The organism is Pseudarthrobacter sp. MOO14, from assembly GCF_058267675.1.
The window spans coordinates 1,055,965-1,073,129 of sequence record NZ_CM177849.1 but is presented as its reverse complement, the minus strand read 5'-3'; the positions used below and the strand labels follow the sequence as shown (position 1 = coordinate 1,073,129).

Sequence of the window (17,165 nt, the reverse complement as noted above, 5' to 3'; positions counted from 1 at the left end):
CCTCCTAGAACTTGATCTTGACGACGCGGCTCAGCCAGAACGATCCGACGCCCAGAAGCACGACGGCTACGCCCAGCAGGATCCAACCCAGTAGGTTGGTGTAGAGCGTGCCGATGTAGGAGCTGTTGACCACCGACATGTAAAGGAACATGCCGACCGGAAGTGCGACGAGGATGTAGGCGGACAACTTACCTTCTGCGCTGAGGGCCTTGACCTGGCCTTTGATCTGGCTGCGTTCCCTGATGGTTTCCCCGACCTGGTCAAGGACTTCCGCCAGATCGCCGCCCACTTCGCGGTGGATCTCGATCGCTTGCCCTACCCATTCGAAGTCCTCGCTGCGCAGCCTGTGTGCCGCATCGAGCATTGAGTCCCTTAGGTCCCGGCCGAGCCTGTTTTCGTTCACCAGCCTGGCGAATTCTTCAGAGGTTGGAGCGTCTGCCTCCTTTGCCACGGCATCAACAGATCGCAGAAGGCTGTGTCCGGCCCGCAGCCCACCTGAGAGCATCTGCAGGGTATCGCCCAGCTGAGACTCAAACTTGGCTCGCCTCCGGGAGGACAACACGTTCAAGGCCACCTTGGCCAGGAGCGGCGTTGCCGCAATGAAGAGAAGCGCCGGCAGCAAGCCCCCAAGAATGAAGCCAACGAAACCTGCAGTGACGGCGCTGCAGGCGACGAGAAGCAGGAAGTCTGCCTGGCGCATCTTCAGGCCGGCCTGCTCCAACGAAGCCCTGCTGCCGAACCGGGCGTTCTTGCTGACGTTCCGTTCCAGGAAGGCGGTAGCTGTATCCGTGGCCCGTGTCAGCAGGGTGGGGCCATTCACCACGCCGGGACGTCGTCGGGAGATGGCTATTTCCCCCCGGGCGCTCTTGAACGTGACCAGGAAAAGGACGGCCCCCGCAGCCAGGCAGAGGGTAATTCCCAAAGCGAGGAACACCGGGTTCGTAACTGTCACCGGAACCCACCGCCTACCGGAGACGAACCGAAAACAGCGGGGGACAGCGGAATGCCCAGCTCAGCAAAGTGATCCACGAACCGGGGACGCACCCCGGTGGGCACCGGGCGGCCCAGGAACTTTCCGTTTGCGTCCACTCCAGCGCTGTAGTCAAAGACGAAAGCATCCTGAAGAGTGACAATGTCCCCCTCCATCCCTTGGACTTCAGTCACGTGGGTGATCCGTCGCGAGCCATCCCGAAGCCTCGAAATGTGAACGATGAGGTTCACTGCCGAAGCAATCTGCTCGCGGATGGCGCGGAGGGGAAGATCCATACCTGCCATAAGGACCAGCGTCTCGAGCCTGGAGATCGCATCCCGGGGTGAGTTCGCGTGGACAGTGGAAATTGAGCCGTCGTGGCCTGTATTCATCGCCTGCAGCATGTCCAGGGACTCCCCGCCACGAACCTCGCCGATCACAATCCTGTCAGGCCGCATTCGCAGTGCGTTGCGGACCAGGTCCCTGATGGTGATCTCCCCCTTGCCTTCGATGTTTTGCGGGCGGCTTTCCAGCCGGACTACATGGTCCTGCTGCAACTGAAGCTCCACCGCATCTTCGATGGTGACAATTCGCTCGTCTGAAGGCAGGAACGATGACAAGACATTGAGCATGGTCGTCTTACCTGTTCCAGTACCTCCGGATACGATGATGTTCAGTCTGGCGCGGACGCAAGCGTGGAGAAGCTCCGCAATTTCCGGAGACATCGACCCCAAGGAGATCAAATTGTTAACGGTCAGGGGTACCTGGCCAAACTTACGGATCGTCAGGGACGAGCCGCTGACAGCCAAAGGCGGGATGATGGCGTTGACGCGGGAGCCATCGCTAAGGCGGGCATCCACCAGCGGTGAGGATTCGTCAATCCGTCGACCAACCTTTGTCACAATCCGTTCAATGACTTTCCGGAGATGGTCCTCATCGTTGAACCGGGAACCGGTGATTCCCAGTTTTCCCTGGCGTTCGACATATATCTTGTCCGGCCCGTTGACCATGATCTCAGTGATCTCGCCGTCCTTGAGGAACTTCTCGAGGGGCCCGAGCCCCAGGACGTCGTCGATGATCTCCTGAACGAGGCGATTGCGCTCGCTGAGGGTCAGCGGAATGTCTTCCTCTTCGATGATCTTCTTCAGTTCGTCTTTGACGTACTGCTGAAGTTCGGCGTCATCAATGGAAGAGTCCGTGATCCGGCTGCCCATCCGCTCATACAATGCAACGCCGGCGCGGTCCTTGACAGCGCTGAGGGCTTCATTGGGTTCGTTCGCGTAACCGGGCGGAGTGAGTGAATCGGTAGTGGGTGCGGCGTTTGGGTGCCAAGGACCAGCCGGCGCCGTGCCTGGACCACCGGTTTTAGCTTCATCGATTCCCCGGGCTGCTTCTAACCTTCGTGCCAAAGTCACTGGACTACCGCCCTTCTGTGGAGCTTCTTGTGCTGTTTTTCTTTCCAATCCGGCTTTAGCCGGTCCACCAATTGGGCAAGCCCGCGGGCGGCCCCGTCCCTGCTGCCGTCCTGCAGAAGCGGCACTCCCTTGTTGGTGGAAAAGGGCACAGCGCGGGAACGCGGAAGGACCACATCCACGGGACAGCCGATGGTGGCCTCAACGTCTTGTACCGTCAGGCCGCTCCTGCGGTCGGCGAAATTAAGCACGACGTGGCGGTTTTCCGGGATAAGGTCCAACTCGTCAAGGATCCGAAACCCCGTTCTCAGGCCACGGATGCTCGGGATGTCCATGCCGCATACCCACACCGCATCGGTCGCCCGGTCCAGAGTTGCCAAGACGTGCTCTCCCAGGCCTGGAGCGGTATCGACGACGACGTACTGGAACTCGCCGGCCAGTTGGGAGATAAGGTGGCCTACCTGGTCTCCGCTGATCTGGTCGGCTTGCGCCGGGTTGAGGGGTGCACAGAGTGCGTAGACGCCTGAGGGATGCAGCGTCAGATAGGACTTGAGCACCATGCTGTCCTGGACCGCAGCTCCCGTAACTGCATCCGCCAAAGTGCGTTCCGGCTCCAGCATCAGCCCGGAAGCCACGTCACCGAATTGTAGGTCGAGGTCGACAACCACGACGCCGGTTGGAGCGACTTTGCCCAGGCCAACGGCCAAGTTGGTGGTCACCGTCGTTTTCCCTACCCCACCCTTGGGAGACATCACCGCGATGATTCGGGTGCCTGTGGGGGCCTCTGCTACCGATGCCCCCAAGCCCCGGCGGCGTCCTGCGGATGCCAGGCTTGCCCTCTCCAGCATGGCCCGGATCTCGTCAACTGCCGCCTCCGGACTGAGCAGGTCACGAACACCGGCACGCATGGCAGGAAGGGCAACCTCCGATCCACCTCTGGTCACCAGGACCACACTGATCTCTGGGAACTGCAGATCAAACAGACTTGCCAGCCTGATGGCGTCGTCGATGGGAAGCCCGGGTCCAAGAAGAATGACTTCAGCCGGGTCTCCGTTGATCGCCCGAAGAATATCGTCCGGACTCGGCGGGAGGTAGTCGGCTTGCAGCGTTTGCAACGTCCCGTGAAGCCCGCTGGTAGCCTGCTTGGTTTTCTGAACGAAGGCGCTATCCGTTGTGATCAATACGAACCTGCTCATTTGAGCAACTCGGCTTTCTTGATAATGCTCGAGGCGCTTTCCGTGGCTGAGGCGGGTTCCTTAGTGAGCCACAGCTTTCCAAACTCCGCCGCGAACGCGATCTTCTGGGCATCGACATCATTTCGCGCGAACGTGACCAGCAGTTGACCCGTCGGAAGCTGCGTGTTTGCTTGCTCGCTGGAGGCGCCCTGGGAACCGGCGGAGGCCTGCGCCGCAGCCCGTTGAACGCTGGTGACCAAGACCTTGTGGAAGATCTGCTGTGCCGTCCCGCCGTCCGCATTATCGCCGGCAAACAAGGCAACTACGCCGACGGTGTCACCGGCCGCAATTCGTCCGCCGACCACCCGCTGGGCATCGAGCTGAACCGAGATCTCCTGCATACCGGCAGGCACGGGCACTGATCCTGGAGCCGCAAGGCTCGTCGGGTCTACCAGGCGGACCCCCAGAAGGGGCTCTCCCGGGACCAGATCGGCAGATGCTACTTTCCCATCCAGCCCATCCAGGCTCTTAAGGGCCCCGTTGGGAACTGACGCGGATGGGAGGGAAGTGAGCTTTACGGCTGATTTGATTTGCTCCAGCGTTGATCCTTGGGGGATCTGCTTTTCAACCACCAAAACATCTATGGGTTGTAGATCAGCTTGGGCCCTGGCTTCAGAACCTTGGACGTATGAGACGAGAAGCAGCGTGCCTACCACAGCGAGCACGAGCGCAACGATGCCTCCCAGAAGGCGAGTTTTCAATGTAACTCCTAACTTGGTTCCTATTTGGAGAGTGAGACACTTGAGGTGCCAAAGTTTGATCCGCCTGAACCTCCGGTCGAGGTTTTGTATTCGACAAACTGGCCGATGATGCAGCGGTCATTTCCACTCGAACAGGCCAAGTTGGCGTTCATGCCAGGGTCCGTCGAAGTGTCGCGGAATTCGTATGGGCCTGCGGCATTTCCGAAATGCCAACCCTTGATGCTGAATGTTGCGTATCCGACAATGTGAAATACGCCCGTGTTCCCGCTGCCTGATGCCGTGTCAAAGATGGGGAACGTCGCCTTCACCGTCCCACCTGCGAGGAGCGTGTCTTTCCACCCTTGAAGGACTGTTTGACAGGTCGTCGGTGGGTTGTTGCCGGGGTTGCTGCTGGTGAAGTTGCCCACTGAGGTGACGGCTGTGCATGGATCGCTTGAAGCGTCATCCAGCCAGCCCCAACCACCAGGAATGGTCAGACCTGAGGCGTTTGTACATGACGGCGTCCCCGGCTTCCACGTGATCTTCTGGACGTCACCCCCGGTTGGCGTCGCTGGACCCAGGTTCCAGCAGCTTTGCGAGAATGCGAGCGGGAATCCGCTGCCGTTGCTCGGATAACCCCAGGTAGCGCGTGCTGAAGCGCTGATATCGGCCGTCGGAATTCCAATCACCCTTGCGAACTGAAGCGAGAAATGATTGCTTCCGTCGGGGGCCTGGGACTGCACTGTGACATCCACTGTCTTTGCAACAGCATCGGCCACGGCGCTGACGACATTGCTGTGGGCGTCCAAAGCATTCCCGTTCGCATATCCAGACGCTGCGGACACTTGGTTCGAAGCACACGGGGTTGCGGCTTTCGAGCACTGGTTGGCAATGGCCAGCGCCGAGGCATCGGCGCCATTTTGGAGTTGCGCGTGCTCGGAATACATGGTGGCAACATCAACTGCGAACGCCGCCATTCCCATCAGGAACACCATGATCAGTGCTGTCAGTGGTGCGACGACTCCACGCTCGGAGTGTCTTGTCTTCATGCGCCGCACCGCATTACTCCTTTGCCTTGGATGGTAAGGCTGGCCGGCATTCCAGGAATGAGATTGGGAAAGCCGGTCATCCAGGGGGTGGTGTAGCTGACGTTCACGGAGACGTCATTCCCGTCGGCGCAACTGCCGGTTCCCGTGTAAGCGATAGCGATGTTTGCGTTCGTGAGGGCCACAGAAGGAGCCGCTGCCACGCCGGCAGCTTGAGCGTTGGACGGCGCGTAGCCGGCCTCTGAACAATGAACGGCCGCGTAGCGGGACGCTTGACGGGCAGCTTCGCTCAGTGACACCTGAATATTGAATGCTCGTCCCATCTCCGCGATACCGAGGACGAGAACCAAGAAGATTGGCAGGACCAAAGCGAACTCGACTGCCACTGCGCCGGCCTCCCTCGCACTTCGAGGACGCGATCTGCGCTGAAGAAGGGACTTCATGATGATGACCAGGATTCTGGAAGGCCGGTGCCAGGACGCCGGCGAGTCTTATGTGATTCGTAGCAACACGTAGAACGTGCGGGATAAGGCTGCTTGACTAAGAAGAAAGGAGCCCAGGAGCGGGGACGAACGTTGACTGCGTCTTATTCGTCTCGCCCCTGGGCTCCTCGTTGTCAGATCTGCTTTAGAGCTGGCCTGAAACGGTATTGAATGCGGTGTTGATCTGGCCGCCCAGGGCAGCCACCACGACGATGATCACGGCAGCAATAAGAGCCACCAGGAGTCCGTACTCAACAGCCGTAGCGCCCTTCTCTGACTCCAGGCGGTTTTTGACGCCTGTAACCAGAGAGATAAACGAGATCATGAGAGCCGACATTTTGTTCCCCCCTCGCAGTGGTTCTGCTCGTTACAGCTGGCCGGAGATCTTGGTGAATGCGGTGTTGATCTGACCGCCGAGGGCGGCCACGACCACCACGATGACGGCGGCGATCAGGGCAACAAGGAGGCCGTATTCAACAGCCGTTGCGCCCTTTTCGGAAGAGAAGCGATCCTTGACGCCGGCGACGAAAGCCATCATCGAGACCATGAGAGAAGTCATTGTATTTTCCTTAATTCGGTGAAATTGAATTGATGTTTATTTCAACGAATTTCCAGCTGCCCCCATAAATCCTTAGCGGCTGGACTTCGCTAAGAAGAGATTGTCATTTACGCCGATGGGCAACAATGCGTAGTGGTACTCGACTTTTAGGCGGCGCACTGAAAGGACGTACTCGAATACTCGGAAAGGTACCTAGGGCGCGATCAGCCTGCTCCAGCGACTACTTGGATGGGCGTGCTTCAAATCGAGCGCAAGGAGTCTCTCGGCTGCAGTTCGCGCTACTGGATGAGCAGTGCAGTGAGGGCCAAGGCGCCAAGCATGGCGGGGCCGTGGGGCACTTCCTTGGCCATATTCCGGCGTTTTCCACCGAGGAGCACTGCTGTTGTGATTCCGTTCACGATGAAGCCCAAAAGGCTGCCGTAGAGCAGCTGGCTCCAACCTAGGTACCCCAGGTAAAGGCCGACGGGCGCGGCCAGCTTCACATCGCCCATTCCGATGCCGCCAGGCGAAATCAACGCCAAAATAAGGTAGGCGGCGAACAAAATGACCGCGCCAACGAGAGCTCTGATGAAATCGTCAGCTTGCTGACTAAATATCAGCGGAGCTGCCAACAGGACAATGCCAGCGACTAAAAGAAAAAATACGAGCTGGTTGGGCAATAAATGCAGAACGATGTCCACCCTGGAAAGTTGAACACCTATCACTGCCAAGAGGATTAGTGCCGGCAGGCCTGGCATATTTCCAAAGCGCAAGACGAAGGCGACGCACGCGGCACCGGTGACGGCCGCCGTCGTCATCCGAACCCGCGGCGCCGGCAGCGCACCCAGTCGCGGCAGCAGCCGCGCAATCAGGATCTCAGCTGCGGGGGAGAGGAAACACCCCAACAGGCCTATGGCAACGACAAGGAGCCAAGCCGCCGAGCCTCCGCCCTCTGCTGATACCACTGCGCCCCCTGCGTTGATGGGGTTGGCGCATGACGAGCCAACCGCCGCTACCCCATTTTGACCCTGAACCACCTGACGCGCTAATCTAGGTAGTCGTTGTGCGTGTCCTATTCCGATGGTGCGTGCCCGCTTGAGAATCCGGTTGCAGGATAACTACTCAACGTGCACATTCGGAACTTCAGGATGACTGGTTACATGGAGCCCTCACCTCTGTTCCGGTAGCGCGCAGACAGTAGGTGCGCGAGCTAGCGACACCTAAACAAGAACGCCAGAACAAGAACGAGGCAAACACCGTGCGTACGTACACCCCGAAGCCCGGCGATATCAACCGCCAGTGGCACGTCATTGACGCCACCGACGTTGTCCTTGGTCGTCTTGCAAGCCAGACCGCAATCCTGCTGCGCGGCAAGCACAAGGCCACTTTCGCGTCCCACATGGACATGGGCGACTTCGTCATCATCATCAACGCTGAAAAGGTTGCCCTCACCGGCGCCAAGCTGGAGCAGAAGCGCGCATACCGCCACTCCGGCTACCCGGGCGGCCTGACCTCCGTCAACTACGCGGAACTGCTGGAATCCAACCCGGTCCGCGCCGTTGAGAAGGCCATCAAGGGCATGCTCCCCAAGAACTCCCTCGCTGCACAGCAGCTGGGCAAGCTGAAGGTGTACCGCGGTGCTGAGCACCCGCACGCCGCCCAGCAGCCCAAGACTTTCGAAATCACCCAGGTCGCCCAGTAGTCCTGGCCACCAAACAACTTATCTATACAAGGAGAATCGTGGCTCAGAACGAAGAGACCACCGAGGCCGTCGAGGCCGAGGAAAACCTGACCAGCTACACCTCTGAGAGCTCAGCTTCCGAAGCTGCTCCCAAGAAGGAACGCCCGGCCCTGACGGTTGCCGGCGCAGCTGTTGGCCGCCGCAAGGAAGCCGTTGCACGCGTGCGCGTTGTGCCCGGCTCCGGCAAGTGGACCATCAACGGCCGCGAGCTGGCGAACTACTTCCCGAACAAGCTGCACCAGCAGGACGTCAACGAGCCCTTCAAGATCCTTGATCTCGAAGGCGCCTACGACGTCATCGCCCGTATCCACGGTGGCGGCATCTCCGGCCAGGCAGGCGCCCTGCGTCTCGGCATCGCTCGTTCGCTGAACGAGATCGACGTCGAGAACAACCGCCCGACCCTGAAGAAGGCCGGTTACCTGTCCCGCGACGCCCGTGTCATCGAGCGTAAGAAGGCCGGTCTCAAGAAGGCCCGCAAGGCCCAGCAGTACTCCAAGCGCTAAATCCGCTTGCACAGAAGCCCGTCCCACCTTTTGGTGGGGCGGGCTTTTTGCGTGCCGGCCCTCCTTCGCTACTTGGTGAAGTCGTAAAATTCCGCTCCATCGAGGGTCTCCTTGGGAAACCTTGCGCGTACCCAATCGACAATCCGCGCAGACTCCCCACGGCCCTCGAGAGTCAGGGGCGGCAGATTCTGGATTGTTAGCGAACCTACTTTCTTATCGGCGACCATCGTTGTGAATTGATCGAGGGTTGGGAATGGGTCCGTGCCGTCAAAGCCTCCAATGGCCAGCACAGGGCGCCGCAGTTGAAGCTGGTAATTTGCGGCCGACTCTGAGCCAACGGTGGCCGTTACCCATGTGGTGGTGGTTTTTGTGCTCTCCAGCCTGCGGAGTACGGATGCGTTCGGGATGTCCCCGAACATCACGGCGATAAAGCTCGGCGGCACTGTAGGTCCCAATTGCTGTCTGTCAGGATGATCGGTACGGATGCCCAGGAGACTGGGCCCTGCTACTACTCCAGCCCCAACATGTGGGCTCAGGATTGTGTTCACGGACCAGATGACCGGTCCGCTCATGAGTGCGAAGAGCAGCAGAGCGGATGACAGCGTTTGGACTGGATTGCGTCCTGGGACCAGTTGCAGGGCTGCAACTATTGCCCACAACCCTAGAAATATCTGGGGCAGGCCCGGAAAGTCTGCGGTGGAGCGCGAAGCGGTAGCAAACACCATCACCATCGTTGAGAGAAGTGTTGCGGCAAGAACCAGTCGCTGTTTCCAGCCGGTACGCCACCGTGCGAGCTTCGTGAAACCGACAGCGGCCAAGGCACAGAGCGAGGGAACCACGGCCAACGAATAGTAGGGGTGAACGATTCCAGACATGAAGGCGAGCACCGTCGCTGAGCAGGCAAACCAGAGCACCATGAACAGCAGGAACACCCGCCTGCTTCGGTCTTCGCGCCGTTGCCAAATGGTGTAGATGGCAATGCCCAAACCGGTTAAAGCGAACGGTAGGAACCAGCCGAACTGTCCGGAGAATTGCGGTTGAAGAAAACGCTGAAAGCCTCCGTCCAGCTGCTCGGCAAGGGCCTGGGTATCTGGCGACATCGTCCGGCTTGCATCAGCCCCTGTCAGCCTGTCCAATCCGTTATAGCCGAGCGTCAGCTCAACGACGTTATTGAGTCTGGTCCCGCCCACGAAGGGCCGCTCTGACGGATCGGTCAGCTGAATTAGCAGGAACCACCACCCGCCACTTACCAGCGAGACTGCCGCCGCAAGGACAAGGCGGGCCAGCCGGCGCCAAGGCGCACCCGATGCGTAGGCAAGATATGCCAGGGTTACCGCTGGAAGAATCAGCCCGACCTGCAGTTGTTTGGTCAGCAGGGCTGCACCGATCAATACCCCCGTAAGCATGAGCCAGCGCAGCTTCGATCGTCTAATGGACTCCAAGGTGGACCAAGCAATGCCGATCATCAGCAGGCAGAGCAGGGCATCGGGATTGTTGTAGCGGAACATCACCGTCCCGACCGGAGTGACCGCCAGGAAAGCACCCGCAAGAAGGCCCGTTTTGGCATCGGTGTAGGTGCGAACCGTTCGAAAAAGCAGATAGACGCTTGCAACTCCCATAAGGGCCTGCGGAACGAGGATGCTCCAAGAACTGAGGCCGAACAGCCGGACGGACAGCGACATAATCCAAAGGCTCAGTGGCGGCTTGTCTACGGTGATCGCATTTGCCGCATCGGAGCTGCCGAAAAGGAAAGCGGTCCAGTCCTGGGCTCCGGACATAACCGCGGCTGAGTAGTAGGAGTTGGCCCAGCCGTTCCGGTCGAGGCCGAAAAGGTAAAAAACAGCAGCAACGGCCAGCAAAGACCAAAGGGCCGTGCGTTCCCACAACTCGCGATTTCCGAACCGCTCCGTGGAAGGATCTTTCGTCCCTGGACCCGCGGTACTGGAGGAACGGACAACGAGTGGCTGTATGTCCGCCTTTGTCATCGGAGGGCCCCTCCGGCCGGACGCAAGGACCCGAGAGACGCCTTCTTGCTGTCCCGCTCCCGGAATACCCAAAGCCGGAGTGCTACGAACCTTAAGAGCGTTGCGAAAATATTCGCCGCAGTGAGCACCAGGAGTTCCAGGCCGGGTAATGCATCGGCATTCATTGCGTGCAGTACAAGAAGCGAAGATGAAGTAATTGTCCACGCCAAAAGGAAGACAACCAGCCCTTGGAATTGCTGCGTGAATAGCCTTGTCGGTCCGCTAATACCAAAAGTGAACTTTCGGTTGGCTGCGGTATTACCAACTGCTGTCAGCAAGAGGGACAGGAAATTCGCTTCCTGCGCCCCAAAAGGTCCCTGAAGAACCAGATAGAGGAGTGCGAATGCCAACGTGGACACGGCTCCAACCAGGCCAAATCGGAGTACTTGGCCAAAAAAGCTCGGGCGTCCAGGTGCGGCCATCGGGCGACGACCCAGTTCTGCGTAGATTGCCTGAACGGGAATTGCCCCCTTGACCAGCGAGCCGGCCACGCGGACCATTCCACGGAGATCATCTGTGACTGTCTGCACAATGTCCACCCGACTGTCGGGGTCGTCCACCCAGTCCACCGGTATCTCGTGGATTCGCAGCCCCGAACGCTCAGCAATAATGAGCAGTTCAGTGTCGAAGAACCAGCAGTTGTCCTCAACGTGCGGAAGCAGTCGTTTCGCCACGTCTGCCCGAATCGCTTTGAATCCACACTGGGCGTCGGAAAAACGCACCCGCATCGTCTGATGCAGCAGGAAGTTGTAAGTCCGCGAAATGAACTCGCGTTTCGGACCACGACTCACCCGGGAACCTTGACCGAGCCGGGTACCGATTGAAATGTCCGAATGACCTGATAAGAGCGGGGCAACCAATGGAGGAAGAGCCGCGAGGTCAGTCGACAGGTCGACGTCCAAGTATGCGAGGACCTTGGCGTCAGAGGCGCTCCAAGCATCCCTGAGTGCATGCCCGCGGCCTTTCACATCAAGACGCCGATAAGCCACGTTCGGCATGCACTCGCTGAGCCGGGTGGCGATCACCGAGGTTCGGTCCGTGCTTGCGTTGTCGGCAATCGTTACTTTCCACGTCGCCGTCATCTCGTTCGTCAGGTATTCGGTGAGCCGTCGGATGCTCTTCTCCAGTACCGCCTCCTCATTGAAGACAGGTACTACAATTTCGAGCGCCAAGCCCCCATAGCCAGGTGTCATGCATGGATCGTAGGAGCGCCCGACCATTGGTGGCGAGGTTCTGGGCCAAAGACAGGTACTTACTGAAAGAAGGCAAGTAGTCCCCAACGAAATCGGATCGACTGGCAGGTAGTCCGCAAATCCTGCAGGTAAGGCGTCCCGGCATGCTTCAGGGTCTGTGCAGCGGCCCTTCTTGACCCGGTTCCGCGGAAATTGGTGGGGCGGAGCCTTTTCGAAACTTGGATACAAGCACCTCTGGAAACAGGTATCCACTACTCGGGTGCTAAGGCAGGCAGGATCGATAGGTTCAGGCCCATGGGTGGGCCCAAGAACCAGAATCGATCTTCGCGCTACATCGCATTGGATGCGTTGCGTGGTGTTGCCGCCGTGGTAGTGCTGTTACATCATTGCTTCCTGAGTTCTCCCGGGCTTGCCCTAACAGACTCCGGCGGGGTGCCCACATCCCCGGATGGATGGGTTTGGTGGCTCGGCTCGACGCCCCTCCGGCTGCTCTGGGCGGGACAGGATGCAGTCTTTGTTTTCTTCGTTCTTTCCGGATTCGTACTGGCTCTCCCATTCTTCGGGAATAACACGCCGGGTTGGGGACCGTATTACGCGAAGCGCGCCTTGAGAATCTATTTACCGGTGTGGGCATCGATTGTTTTCGCACAGGGAGCAGCCTGGGTGTCGCCGAGAACGGCTGGCCAGGACTTGAGTTCCTGGCTGAACGGGCACGATGAAATCGCCTATCCCATAAGGGACATGTTGCTGGTTCTGGGGACCGGCCAACTGAATTCCCCACTCTGGTCGCTGCGGTGGGAGTTGGTCTTTTCGCTTTCGCTCCCGCTTTATTGGGTCGCCGCAATTTGCTTGAAACGCCTGTGGCTGCCGGCGATTGGGATGCTCTTGGCCGTCGTTGCCGCAGGTGAGATTGCCGGTTCGGCTGCGCTCGCCTGTCTCCCGATCTTCGGAATCGGTGTCCTGATGGCAAGACACCGAGACGAACTTGAAAGGTGGGCTGACAGCCTTGGCCCTTGGAGTTGGCGCCTGCTGATTGCTGCATCACTTCTCCTGCTGTCATCCCGTTGGCTGTTCCCGGGCATGCCCGGGACAATGTCGGCCAGCGTGCTGGGGGCAGCCTTGGTGGTGTTCATCTTTTTCGGACAGGGCTCAGTAAAGGTATGGACTGATCGCCGGCTGTTCCATTGGCTGGGGTCCCGATCATTCAGCCTCTATCTCGTCCACGAGCCAATAGTGGTCTCCTGGGCCTTTGCATTGCACACTGGGAACAGCCTCCACATTGCCCTTCTCGGCGTGCCATCTTCGTTGCTAGCCGCCGAAGTGTTTTACCGGCTCATCGAGAACCCCAGCCAGGAGTTTGCCGTTCGGGTCGGAAGACGGATAGCGGGAACGTCCGGTGAAACGGCAAAGACCGTTGCGCCTGCGTAGGGTACTTCCAGGATTAAGTACACGGATACGTGTGCGTAAGGACCCGCCCCCAAAGCCCCACGCCCCATCCTCTACACTTGACCGGTGTCTAGATTATTTGGAACTGATGGTGTCCGGGGGTTGGCCAACGGCTTGCTGACAGCTGAGCTGGCCCTGCAGCTGGCCCAGGCGGCCGCCGTCGTGCTCGGCCATGACCGCAACTCCAACGGCTCCCGCCCGCGCGCGGTGCTGGCACGCGACCCGCGCGCCAGCGGCGAATTTATCGCCGCCGCAGTGGAAGCCGGACTCTCCAGCTCGGGCATCGACGTCTACGACGCGGGTGTGCTGCCCACTCCGGCGGCGGCCTACCTCGTAGCGGACCTCGATGCGGACTTCGGCGTCATGATTTCCGCGTCCCACAACCCGGCGCCGGACAACGGAATCAAGTTCTTCGCCCGCGGCGGCCAAAAGCTGCCGGACGAGGTCGAAGACGCCATCGAAGCCCAAATGAGCAAGGAAGCCGTCCGGCCCACCGGAGCCGATATTGGCCGCATCCAGCGCTTCTCCGACGCGGAGGACCGCTACATCGTCCACCTCCTGCGTACGCTGCCGCACCGCCTGGACGGCCTCACGGTTGTCCTCGACTGCGCCAACGGCGCCGCCAGCGGATGCTCACCCCAGCTTTTCAAGGACGCCGGCGCGCGCCTCATCGTCATCGGCGCAGATCCCGACGGACTGAACATCAATGACGGCGTCGGCTCCACCCACCTGGGACCCCTCAAGGAAGCCGTGATCAAGCACGGCGCGGACCTGGGAATTGCCCACGACGGCGACGCCGACCGCTGCCTTGCCGTTGACCACGAAGGCAACGAAGTGGACGGCGACCAGATCATGGCCATCCTCGCGGTGGCGCTCAAGAAGTCCGGGAAACTCAAGGACGACGTCCTGGTGGCCACGGTGATGAGCAACCTGGGACTCAAGCTCGCCCTCCGCGACGCCGGCATCACCATCATGGAGACGGCAGTGGGGGACCGCTACGTCCTCGAAGGCATGCGCGACGGCGGCTACAACCTCGGCGGCGAACAGTCCGGCCACGTGATCTTCTCCGACTACGCCACCACCGGTGACGGCCTCCTCACCGGCCTGCAGCTTGCCGCACAGGTGGCCCTCACCGGGAAGCCGCTCAAGGAGTTGGCCACGGTGATGACCAAGCTCCCGCAGGTCCTCATCAACGTCAAGGGTGTGGACCGCAGCAAGGTTGGCAGCAACGACGTGCTGGCCCAAGCGGTGGGGGCGGCGGAAGCGGCGCTCGGCGATACCGGCCGTGTCCTCCTCCGGCCTTCCGGAACCGAACCCGTTGTCCGGGTGATGGTCGAGGCCGCTGACGAGGAAACCGCCCAGTCCATCGCCGAGCACCTGGCACAGGTGGTCCGGGCGGAACTCGCCCTGGAACTCGTCTCCGACTAACTAGCAAGACCAACCAAATGTGGCCCGCCTCCCGGAAGGGAGACGGGCCACAAATGTTCAGGCGGCATTAGGGCGTTACGGGTTCCGGCTCTGGAGGGAATCGCGGATCTCGGTCAGCAGCGCGATCTGCGGGTCTTCGGCGGCTTCTTCCTTCACGCCCTGGTTGATCCCCAGCCGGCGGTTGCGCCGTTCGATCATGTGGTTCATGGGCATGACCACCACAAAGTAGATGGCACCCGCAATCAGCAGGAAGTTGACGATTGCGGTCAGCAGCACGCCGAACTCCACGGCGTTTCCCCTGAAGTCCCACCGGGCAAAGCTGTCAAAGTTCGGGGATCCCACAAGTCCTGCGATGAACGGCATGAGCACCTTGTTCACCAGTGCGGTGACAACCGCGCCGAAGGCAGTACCCATGACAACAGCGACGGCAAGGTCAACGACGTTGCCTTTCATGATGAAATTCTTGAATCCTGTCAGCATGGGAACCACGCTAGCCCAGGTAGGCGGCCCGCCAGATGACGCCGAGGTAAATTCCCCACGCGTGTCAGGCCCGGGAAGAGCCTGCTCGGCCCCTCACAGGTAGGCGGGTGCCGCCTCCAGTCCGAAGTATTCCTCCAGTGTGCCGATGCCGCGCTTCGCCATGTCCGTGGCCGCCTCAACCCCCACGAACCGAAGGTGCCAGGGCTCGTAGTAGTAGCCCGTGATGGGGTGCAGCATCCACGGATACCGCACGACGAAGCCGTACCGGTAGGCGTTCGCTTTCGCCCAGGTGGCCGCCGGCTGCTCCGCGAAGCACGGCTGGAAGCTGCAGGCCCCGCCGCCGTCCCCGATGTCGAACGCCCAACCCGTCTGGTGCTCCGAGTGGCCGGGCCGCGCACTGGCGGTGTCGGCGTCGGCCTGTCCCCGCGCGGCGACGTACCCGTTGTAGGTGGTCACCTGGGTGCTGTACGAGCGGTAGCCGCTGGCCAGGACCATCGCCACGCCATCCCGCGCCGCAGTCGCGAACATCGCCTCGGCCGCTGCCGCCGTCGTGCTGTTCAGCAGGGCCGCTTCACCCGAGGCGGAAATGGCGACGGCGGGACGCACCAAGTCAGCCGGCGCATAGTCCGCGGGCGCCAGCGGCCGGTGCTTGTTTACGATGACCCACTGGCTTGCGGGGTCGTCCAGCGAGAACTGCCGCGCCAGCGTGGCCGAGGGCGACGGTGTGGGGGACTGTGCTTCCGGCGACTGGCCCACGGTGGCCACATCCGGCGTCGTGGTGGCGGCAGGGGAGGGGGGTGCGGAAGGCGCAGCGGACGACGACGGCGCAGCCGGAGGTGCCGCGGGCGTACAGGCTGCCAGGACCGCCAGCCCGGCCCCCGCCGCGAGGAAGCGGGCAAAGCTGCGGCGCGTGGCCGATCCGCATTCGTAGCACACGTGTGCTAGACCTTCCGGAGGAGCATGCGGCGGATGGAATGGTCGGCCTCTTTGGTCAGCACCAGTTGCGCCCGGCCCCTGGTGGGCAGGACGTTTTCCTCCAGGTTGGGCTCATTGATCCGCTTCCAGATGTCCCGCGCGGTGCTCTCGGCTTCCTCATCGGAGAGGGTGGCGTAACGGTGGAAGTAGGACTCCGGCTGCGCGAACGCGGTGCTCCGAAGCTTCCGGAACCGGTCCACGTACCACTCCTCGATGTAGGAGGTCTTGGCGTCGACATAGATGGAGAAGTCGAAGAAGTCACTCAGCGCCAGCCCCTGGCGTCCGTCATGCCGGGGCCGGGCCGGGGCCAGCACGTTCAGGCCCTCCACGATCAGCACGTCCGGCCGGCGCACCACCACTTCTTTTTCCGGCACGATGTCGTAGGTGACGTGCGAGTACCAGGGGGCCCGCACTTCCTCGGCCCCGCCCTTGATTTCGCTCACGAAGCGCAGGAGCGCCCGGCGGTCGTAGGACTCGGGGAACCCCTTCCGGTCCAGCAGTTGCCGGCGCTTCAGTTCAGCAAGCGGATACAGGAAACCGTCGGTGGTGATCAGTTCAACATTGGGGGTACCGGGCCAGCGGCGCAGCATCTCGCGCAGCACGCGGGCGATGGTGGACTTGCCTACCGCGACGGAACCGGCCACCCCGATCACGAACGGCGTGCGCTGGGTCTGCTCACCCAGGAAGGTGGTGGTGGCTGCATGCAGCTGCCCGGCTGCCTCCACATACAGGTGCAGGAGCCGCGAGAGGGGGAGGTAGACGTCGCGGACTTCGTTCATGTCCAAGGGGTCGCCGAGCCCGCGAAGGCGCAGCACATCCTCTTCGTTAAGGGGCTGTTCCATCTGGGCTGCGAGCCGGGACCAGGTATGCCGGTCCAGCTCCACGAACGGAGAGGCACCCTCCCCGTTCGCTTCATTGCGTTGCGAAGTCACGCTAAAGATTCTGCCCCCCGCCCGGCGCATCGCGAAATGACGCCCCTGCTCAGCGCGGCGAGCTGCGTCACGTGGGCCGT

At 60.8% G+C, this 17,165-nt stretch carries 18 protein-coding genes; 4 read left to right on the top strand and 14 right to left on the bottom strand.

The window, feature by feature from the left end:
* Positions 1–4 precede the first annotated feature (4 nt).
* The 9 genes from AC4EEV_RS04900 to AC4EEV_RS04860 form a co-directional block, all read right to left on the bottom strand.
* Positions 5–952 carry a type II secretion system F family protein gene (locus AC4EEV_RS04900; protein ID WP_491330268.1) on the bottom strand — a complete coding sequence of 316 codons (948 nt, stop codon included), beginning with the start codon at positions 950–952 and terminating at the stop codon, positions 5–7.
* Entirely contained in the window at positions 949–2,385 is a 1,437-nt protein-coding gene (locus AC4EEV_RS04895) for a TadA family conjugal transfer-associated ATPase (RefSeq protein ID WP_491330267.1), read from the bottom strand. The genes AC4EEV_RS04900 and AC4EEV_RS04895 overlap by 4 nt, the downstream gene beginning before the upstream one ends.
* Entirely contained in the window at positions 2,382–3,578 is a 1,197-nt protein-coding gene (locus AC4EEV_RS04890) for a CpaE/TadZ family protein (RefSeq protein ID WP_491330266.1), read from the bottom strand. Before AC4EEV_RS04890 ends, AC4EEV_RS04895 begins: the two co-directional genes overlap by 4 nt.
* Positions 3,575–4,273, bottom strand: coding sequence for a Flp pilus assembly protein CpaB (gene cpaB, locus AC4EEV_RS04885; RefSeq protein WP_491330849.1), 699 nt, complete (start codon positions 4,271–4,273; stop codon positions 3,575–3,577). The genes AC4EEV_RS04890 and cpaB overlap by 4 nt, the downstream gene beginning before the upstream one ends.
* Before the next feature lie 65 nt (positions 4,274–4,338).
* Positions 4,339–5,346, bottom strand: coding sequence for a pilus assembly protein TadG-related protein (locus tag AC4EEV_RS04880; protein ID WP_491330848.1), 1,008 nt, complete (start codon positions 5,344–5,346; stop codon positions 4,339–4,341).
* Positions 5,343–5,729, bottom strand: coding sequence for a TadE/TadG family type IV pilus assembly protein (locus tag AC4EEV_RS04875; RefSeq protein ID WP_491330265.1), 387 nt, complete (start codon positions 5,727–5,729; stop codon positions 5,343–5,345). Before AC4EEV_RS04875 ends, AC4EEV_RS04880 begins: the two co-directional genes overlap by 4 nt.
* Before the next feature lie 241 nt (positions 5,730–5,970).
* The gene (locus AC4EEV_RS04870) at positions 5,971–6,150 is read right to left on the bottom strand and encodes a Flp family type IVb pilin (RefSeq protein ID WP_491330264.1); all 180 of its coding nucleotides are present in this window, start codon (positions 6,148–6,150) and stop codon (positions 5,971–5,973) included.
* Positions 6,151–6,192: 42 nt separating this feature from the next.
* The gene (locus tag AC4EEV_RS04865) at positions 6,193–6,384 is read right to left on the bottom strand and encodes a Flp family type IVb pilin (protein WP_491330263.1); all 192 of its coding nucleotides are present in this window, start codon (positions 6,382–6,384) and stop codon (positions 6,193–6,195) included.
* Between the two features lie 278 nt (positions 6,385–6,662).
* Positions 6,663–7,328 (bottom strand): prepilin peptidase, encoded by a 666-nt coding sequence (locus tag AC4EEV_RS04860; protein WP_491330262.1) that lies wholly within the window; start codon positions 7,326–7,328, stop codon positions 6,663–6,665.
* A gap of 293 nt (positions 7,329–7,621) precedes the next feature.
* Between AC4EEV_RS04860 and rplM the strand changes: the two genes are divergently transcribed.
* A complete protein-coding gene (rplM, locus tag AC4EEV_RS04855; RefSeq protein ID WP_015937805.1) occupies positions 7,622–8,065 on the top strand; it encodes a 50S ribosomal protein L13 in 444 nt (147 codons plus the stop codon).
* Between the two features lie 38 nt (positions 8,066–8,103).
* Positions 8,104–8,607 (top strand): 30S ribosomal protein S9, encoded by a 504-nt coding sequence (gene rpsI, locus AC4EEV_RS04850; protein ID WP_018760410.1) that lies wholly within the window; start codon positions 8,104–8,106, stop codon positions 8,605–8,607.
* 68 nt (positions 8,608–8,675) lie between these two features.
* Here the strand turns inward: rpsI and AC4EEV_RS04845 are convergent, their stop codons facing one another.
* Positions 8,676–10,493, bottom strand: a complete 1,818-nt coding sequence (locus tag AC4EEV_RS04845) for a glycosyltransferase family 39 protein (protein WP_491330261.1) — start codon at positions 10,491–10,493, stop codon at positions 8,676–8,678.
* A 95-nt stretch (positions 10,494–10,588) separates the two neighbouring features.
* Positions 10,589–11,824: a bifunctional glycosyltransferase family 2/GtrA family protein gene (locus AC4EEV_RS04840; protein WP_491330260.1), complete on the bottom strand. Its 1,236-nt coding sequence runs from the start codon at positions 11,822–11,824 to the stop codon at positions 10,589–10,591.
* A gap of 294 nt (positions 11,825–12,118) precedes the next feature.
* Here AC4EEV_RS04840 and AC4EEV_RS04835 point away from each other — a divergent pair, with 294 nt between their 5' ends.
* Together AC4EEV_RS04835 and glmM are read left to right on the top strand one after the other, a co-directional pair.
* Positions 12,119–13,252 (top strand): acyltransferase family protein, encoded by a 1,134-nt coding sequence (locus AC4EEV_RS04835; RefSeq protein WP_491330259.1) that lies wholly within the window; start codon positions 12,119–12,121, stop codon positions 13,250–13,252.
* 84 nt (positions 13,253–13,336) lie between these two features.
* On the top strand, positions 13,337–14,698 hold the full coding sequence (gene glmM, locus AC4EEV_RS04830; protein WP_491330258.1) for a phosphoglucosamine mutase: 1,362 nt from the start codon (positions 13,337–13,339) through the stop codon (positions 14,696–14,698).
* Between the two features lie 75 nt (positions 14,699–14,773).
* Here glmM and mscL read toward each other — a convergent pair whose 3' ends face one another.
* The 3 genes from mscL to coaA all read right to left on the bottom strand — a co-directional run bounded on the left by mscL (position 14,774) and on the right by coaA (position 17,115).
* Positions 14,774–15,178 carry a large conductance mechanosensitive channel protein MscL gene (gene mscL, locus AC4EEV_RS04825; protein WP_461840516.1) on the bottom strand — a complete coding sequence of 135 codons (405 nt, stop codon included), beginning with the start codon at positions 15,176–15,178 and terminating at the stop codon, positions 14,774–14,776.
* A gap of 93 nt (positions 15,179–15,271) precedes the next feature.
* Complete coding sequence (locus tag AC4EEV_RS04820) at positions 15,272–16,114, bottom strand: M15 family metallopeptidase (protein WP_491330257.1); 843 nt, start codon at positions 16,112–16,114, stop codon at positions 15,272–15,274.
* Positions 16,115–16,119: 5 nt separating this feature from the next.
* A complete protein-coding gene (coaA, locus tag AC4EEV_RS04815; protein WP_491330256.1) occupies positions 16,120–17,115 on the bottom strand; it encodes a type I pantothenate kinase in 996 nt (331 codons plus the stop codon).
* Positions 17,116–17,165: the final 50 nt, after the last annotated feature.

Coding starts and splice junctions, on each gene's coding strand:
- AC4EEV_RS04870 (WP_491330264.1), bottom strand. CDS start 6,150: ATGATCTCGTTTATCTCTCTGGTTACAGGCGTCAAAAACCGCCTGGAG.
- AC4EEV_RS04880 (WP_491330848.1), bottom strand. CDS start 5,346: ATGAAGACAAGACACTCCGAGCGTGGAGTCGTCGCACCACTGACAGCA.
- coaA (WP_491330256.1), bottom strand. CDS start 17,115: ATGCGCCGGGCGGGGGGCAGAATCTTTAGCGTGACTTCGCAACGCAAT.
- AC4EEV_RS04890 (WP_491330266.1), bottom strand. CDS start 3,578: ATGAGCAGGTTCGTATTGATCACAACGGATAGCGCCTTCGTTCAGAAA.
- mscL (WP_461840516.1), bottom strand. CDS start 15,178: ATGCTGACAGGATTCAAGAATTTCATCATGAAAGGCAACGTCGTTGAC.
- AC4EEV_RS04840 (WP_491330260.1), bottom strand. CDS start 11,824: ATGACACCTGGCTATGGGGGCTTGGCGCTCGAAATTGTAGTACCTGTC.
- AC4EEV_RS04835 (WP_491330259.1), top strand. CDS start 12,119: ATGGGTGGGCCCAAGAACCAGAATCGATCTTCGCGCTACATCGCATTG.
- AC4EEV_RS04865 (WP_491330263.1), bottom strand. CDS start 6,384: ATGACTTCTCTCATGGTCTCGATGATGGCTTTCGTCGCCGGCGTCAAG.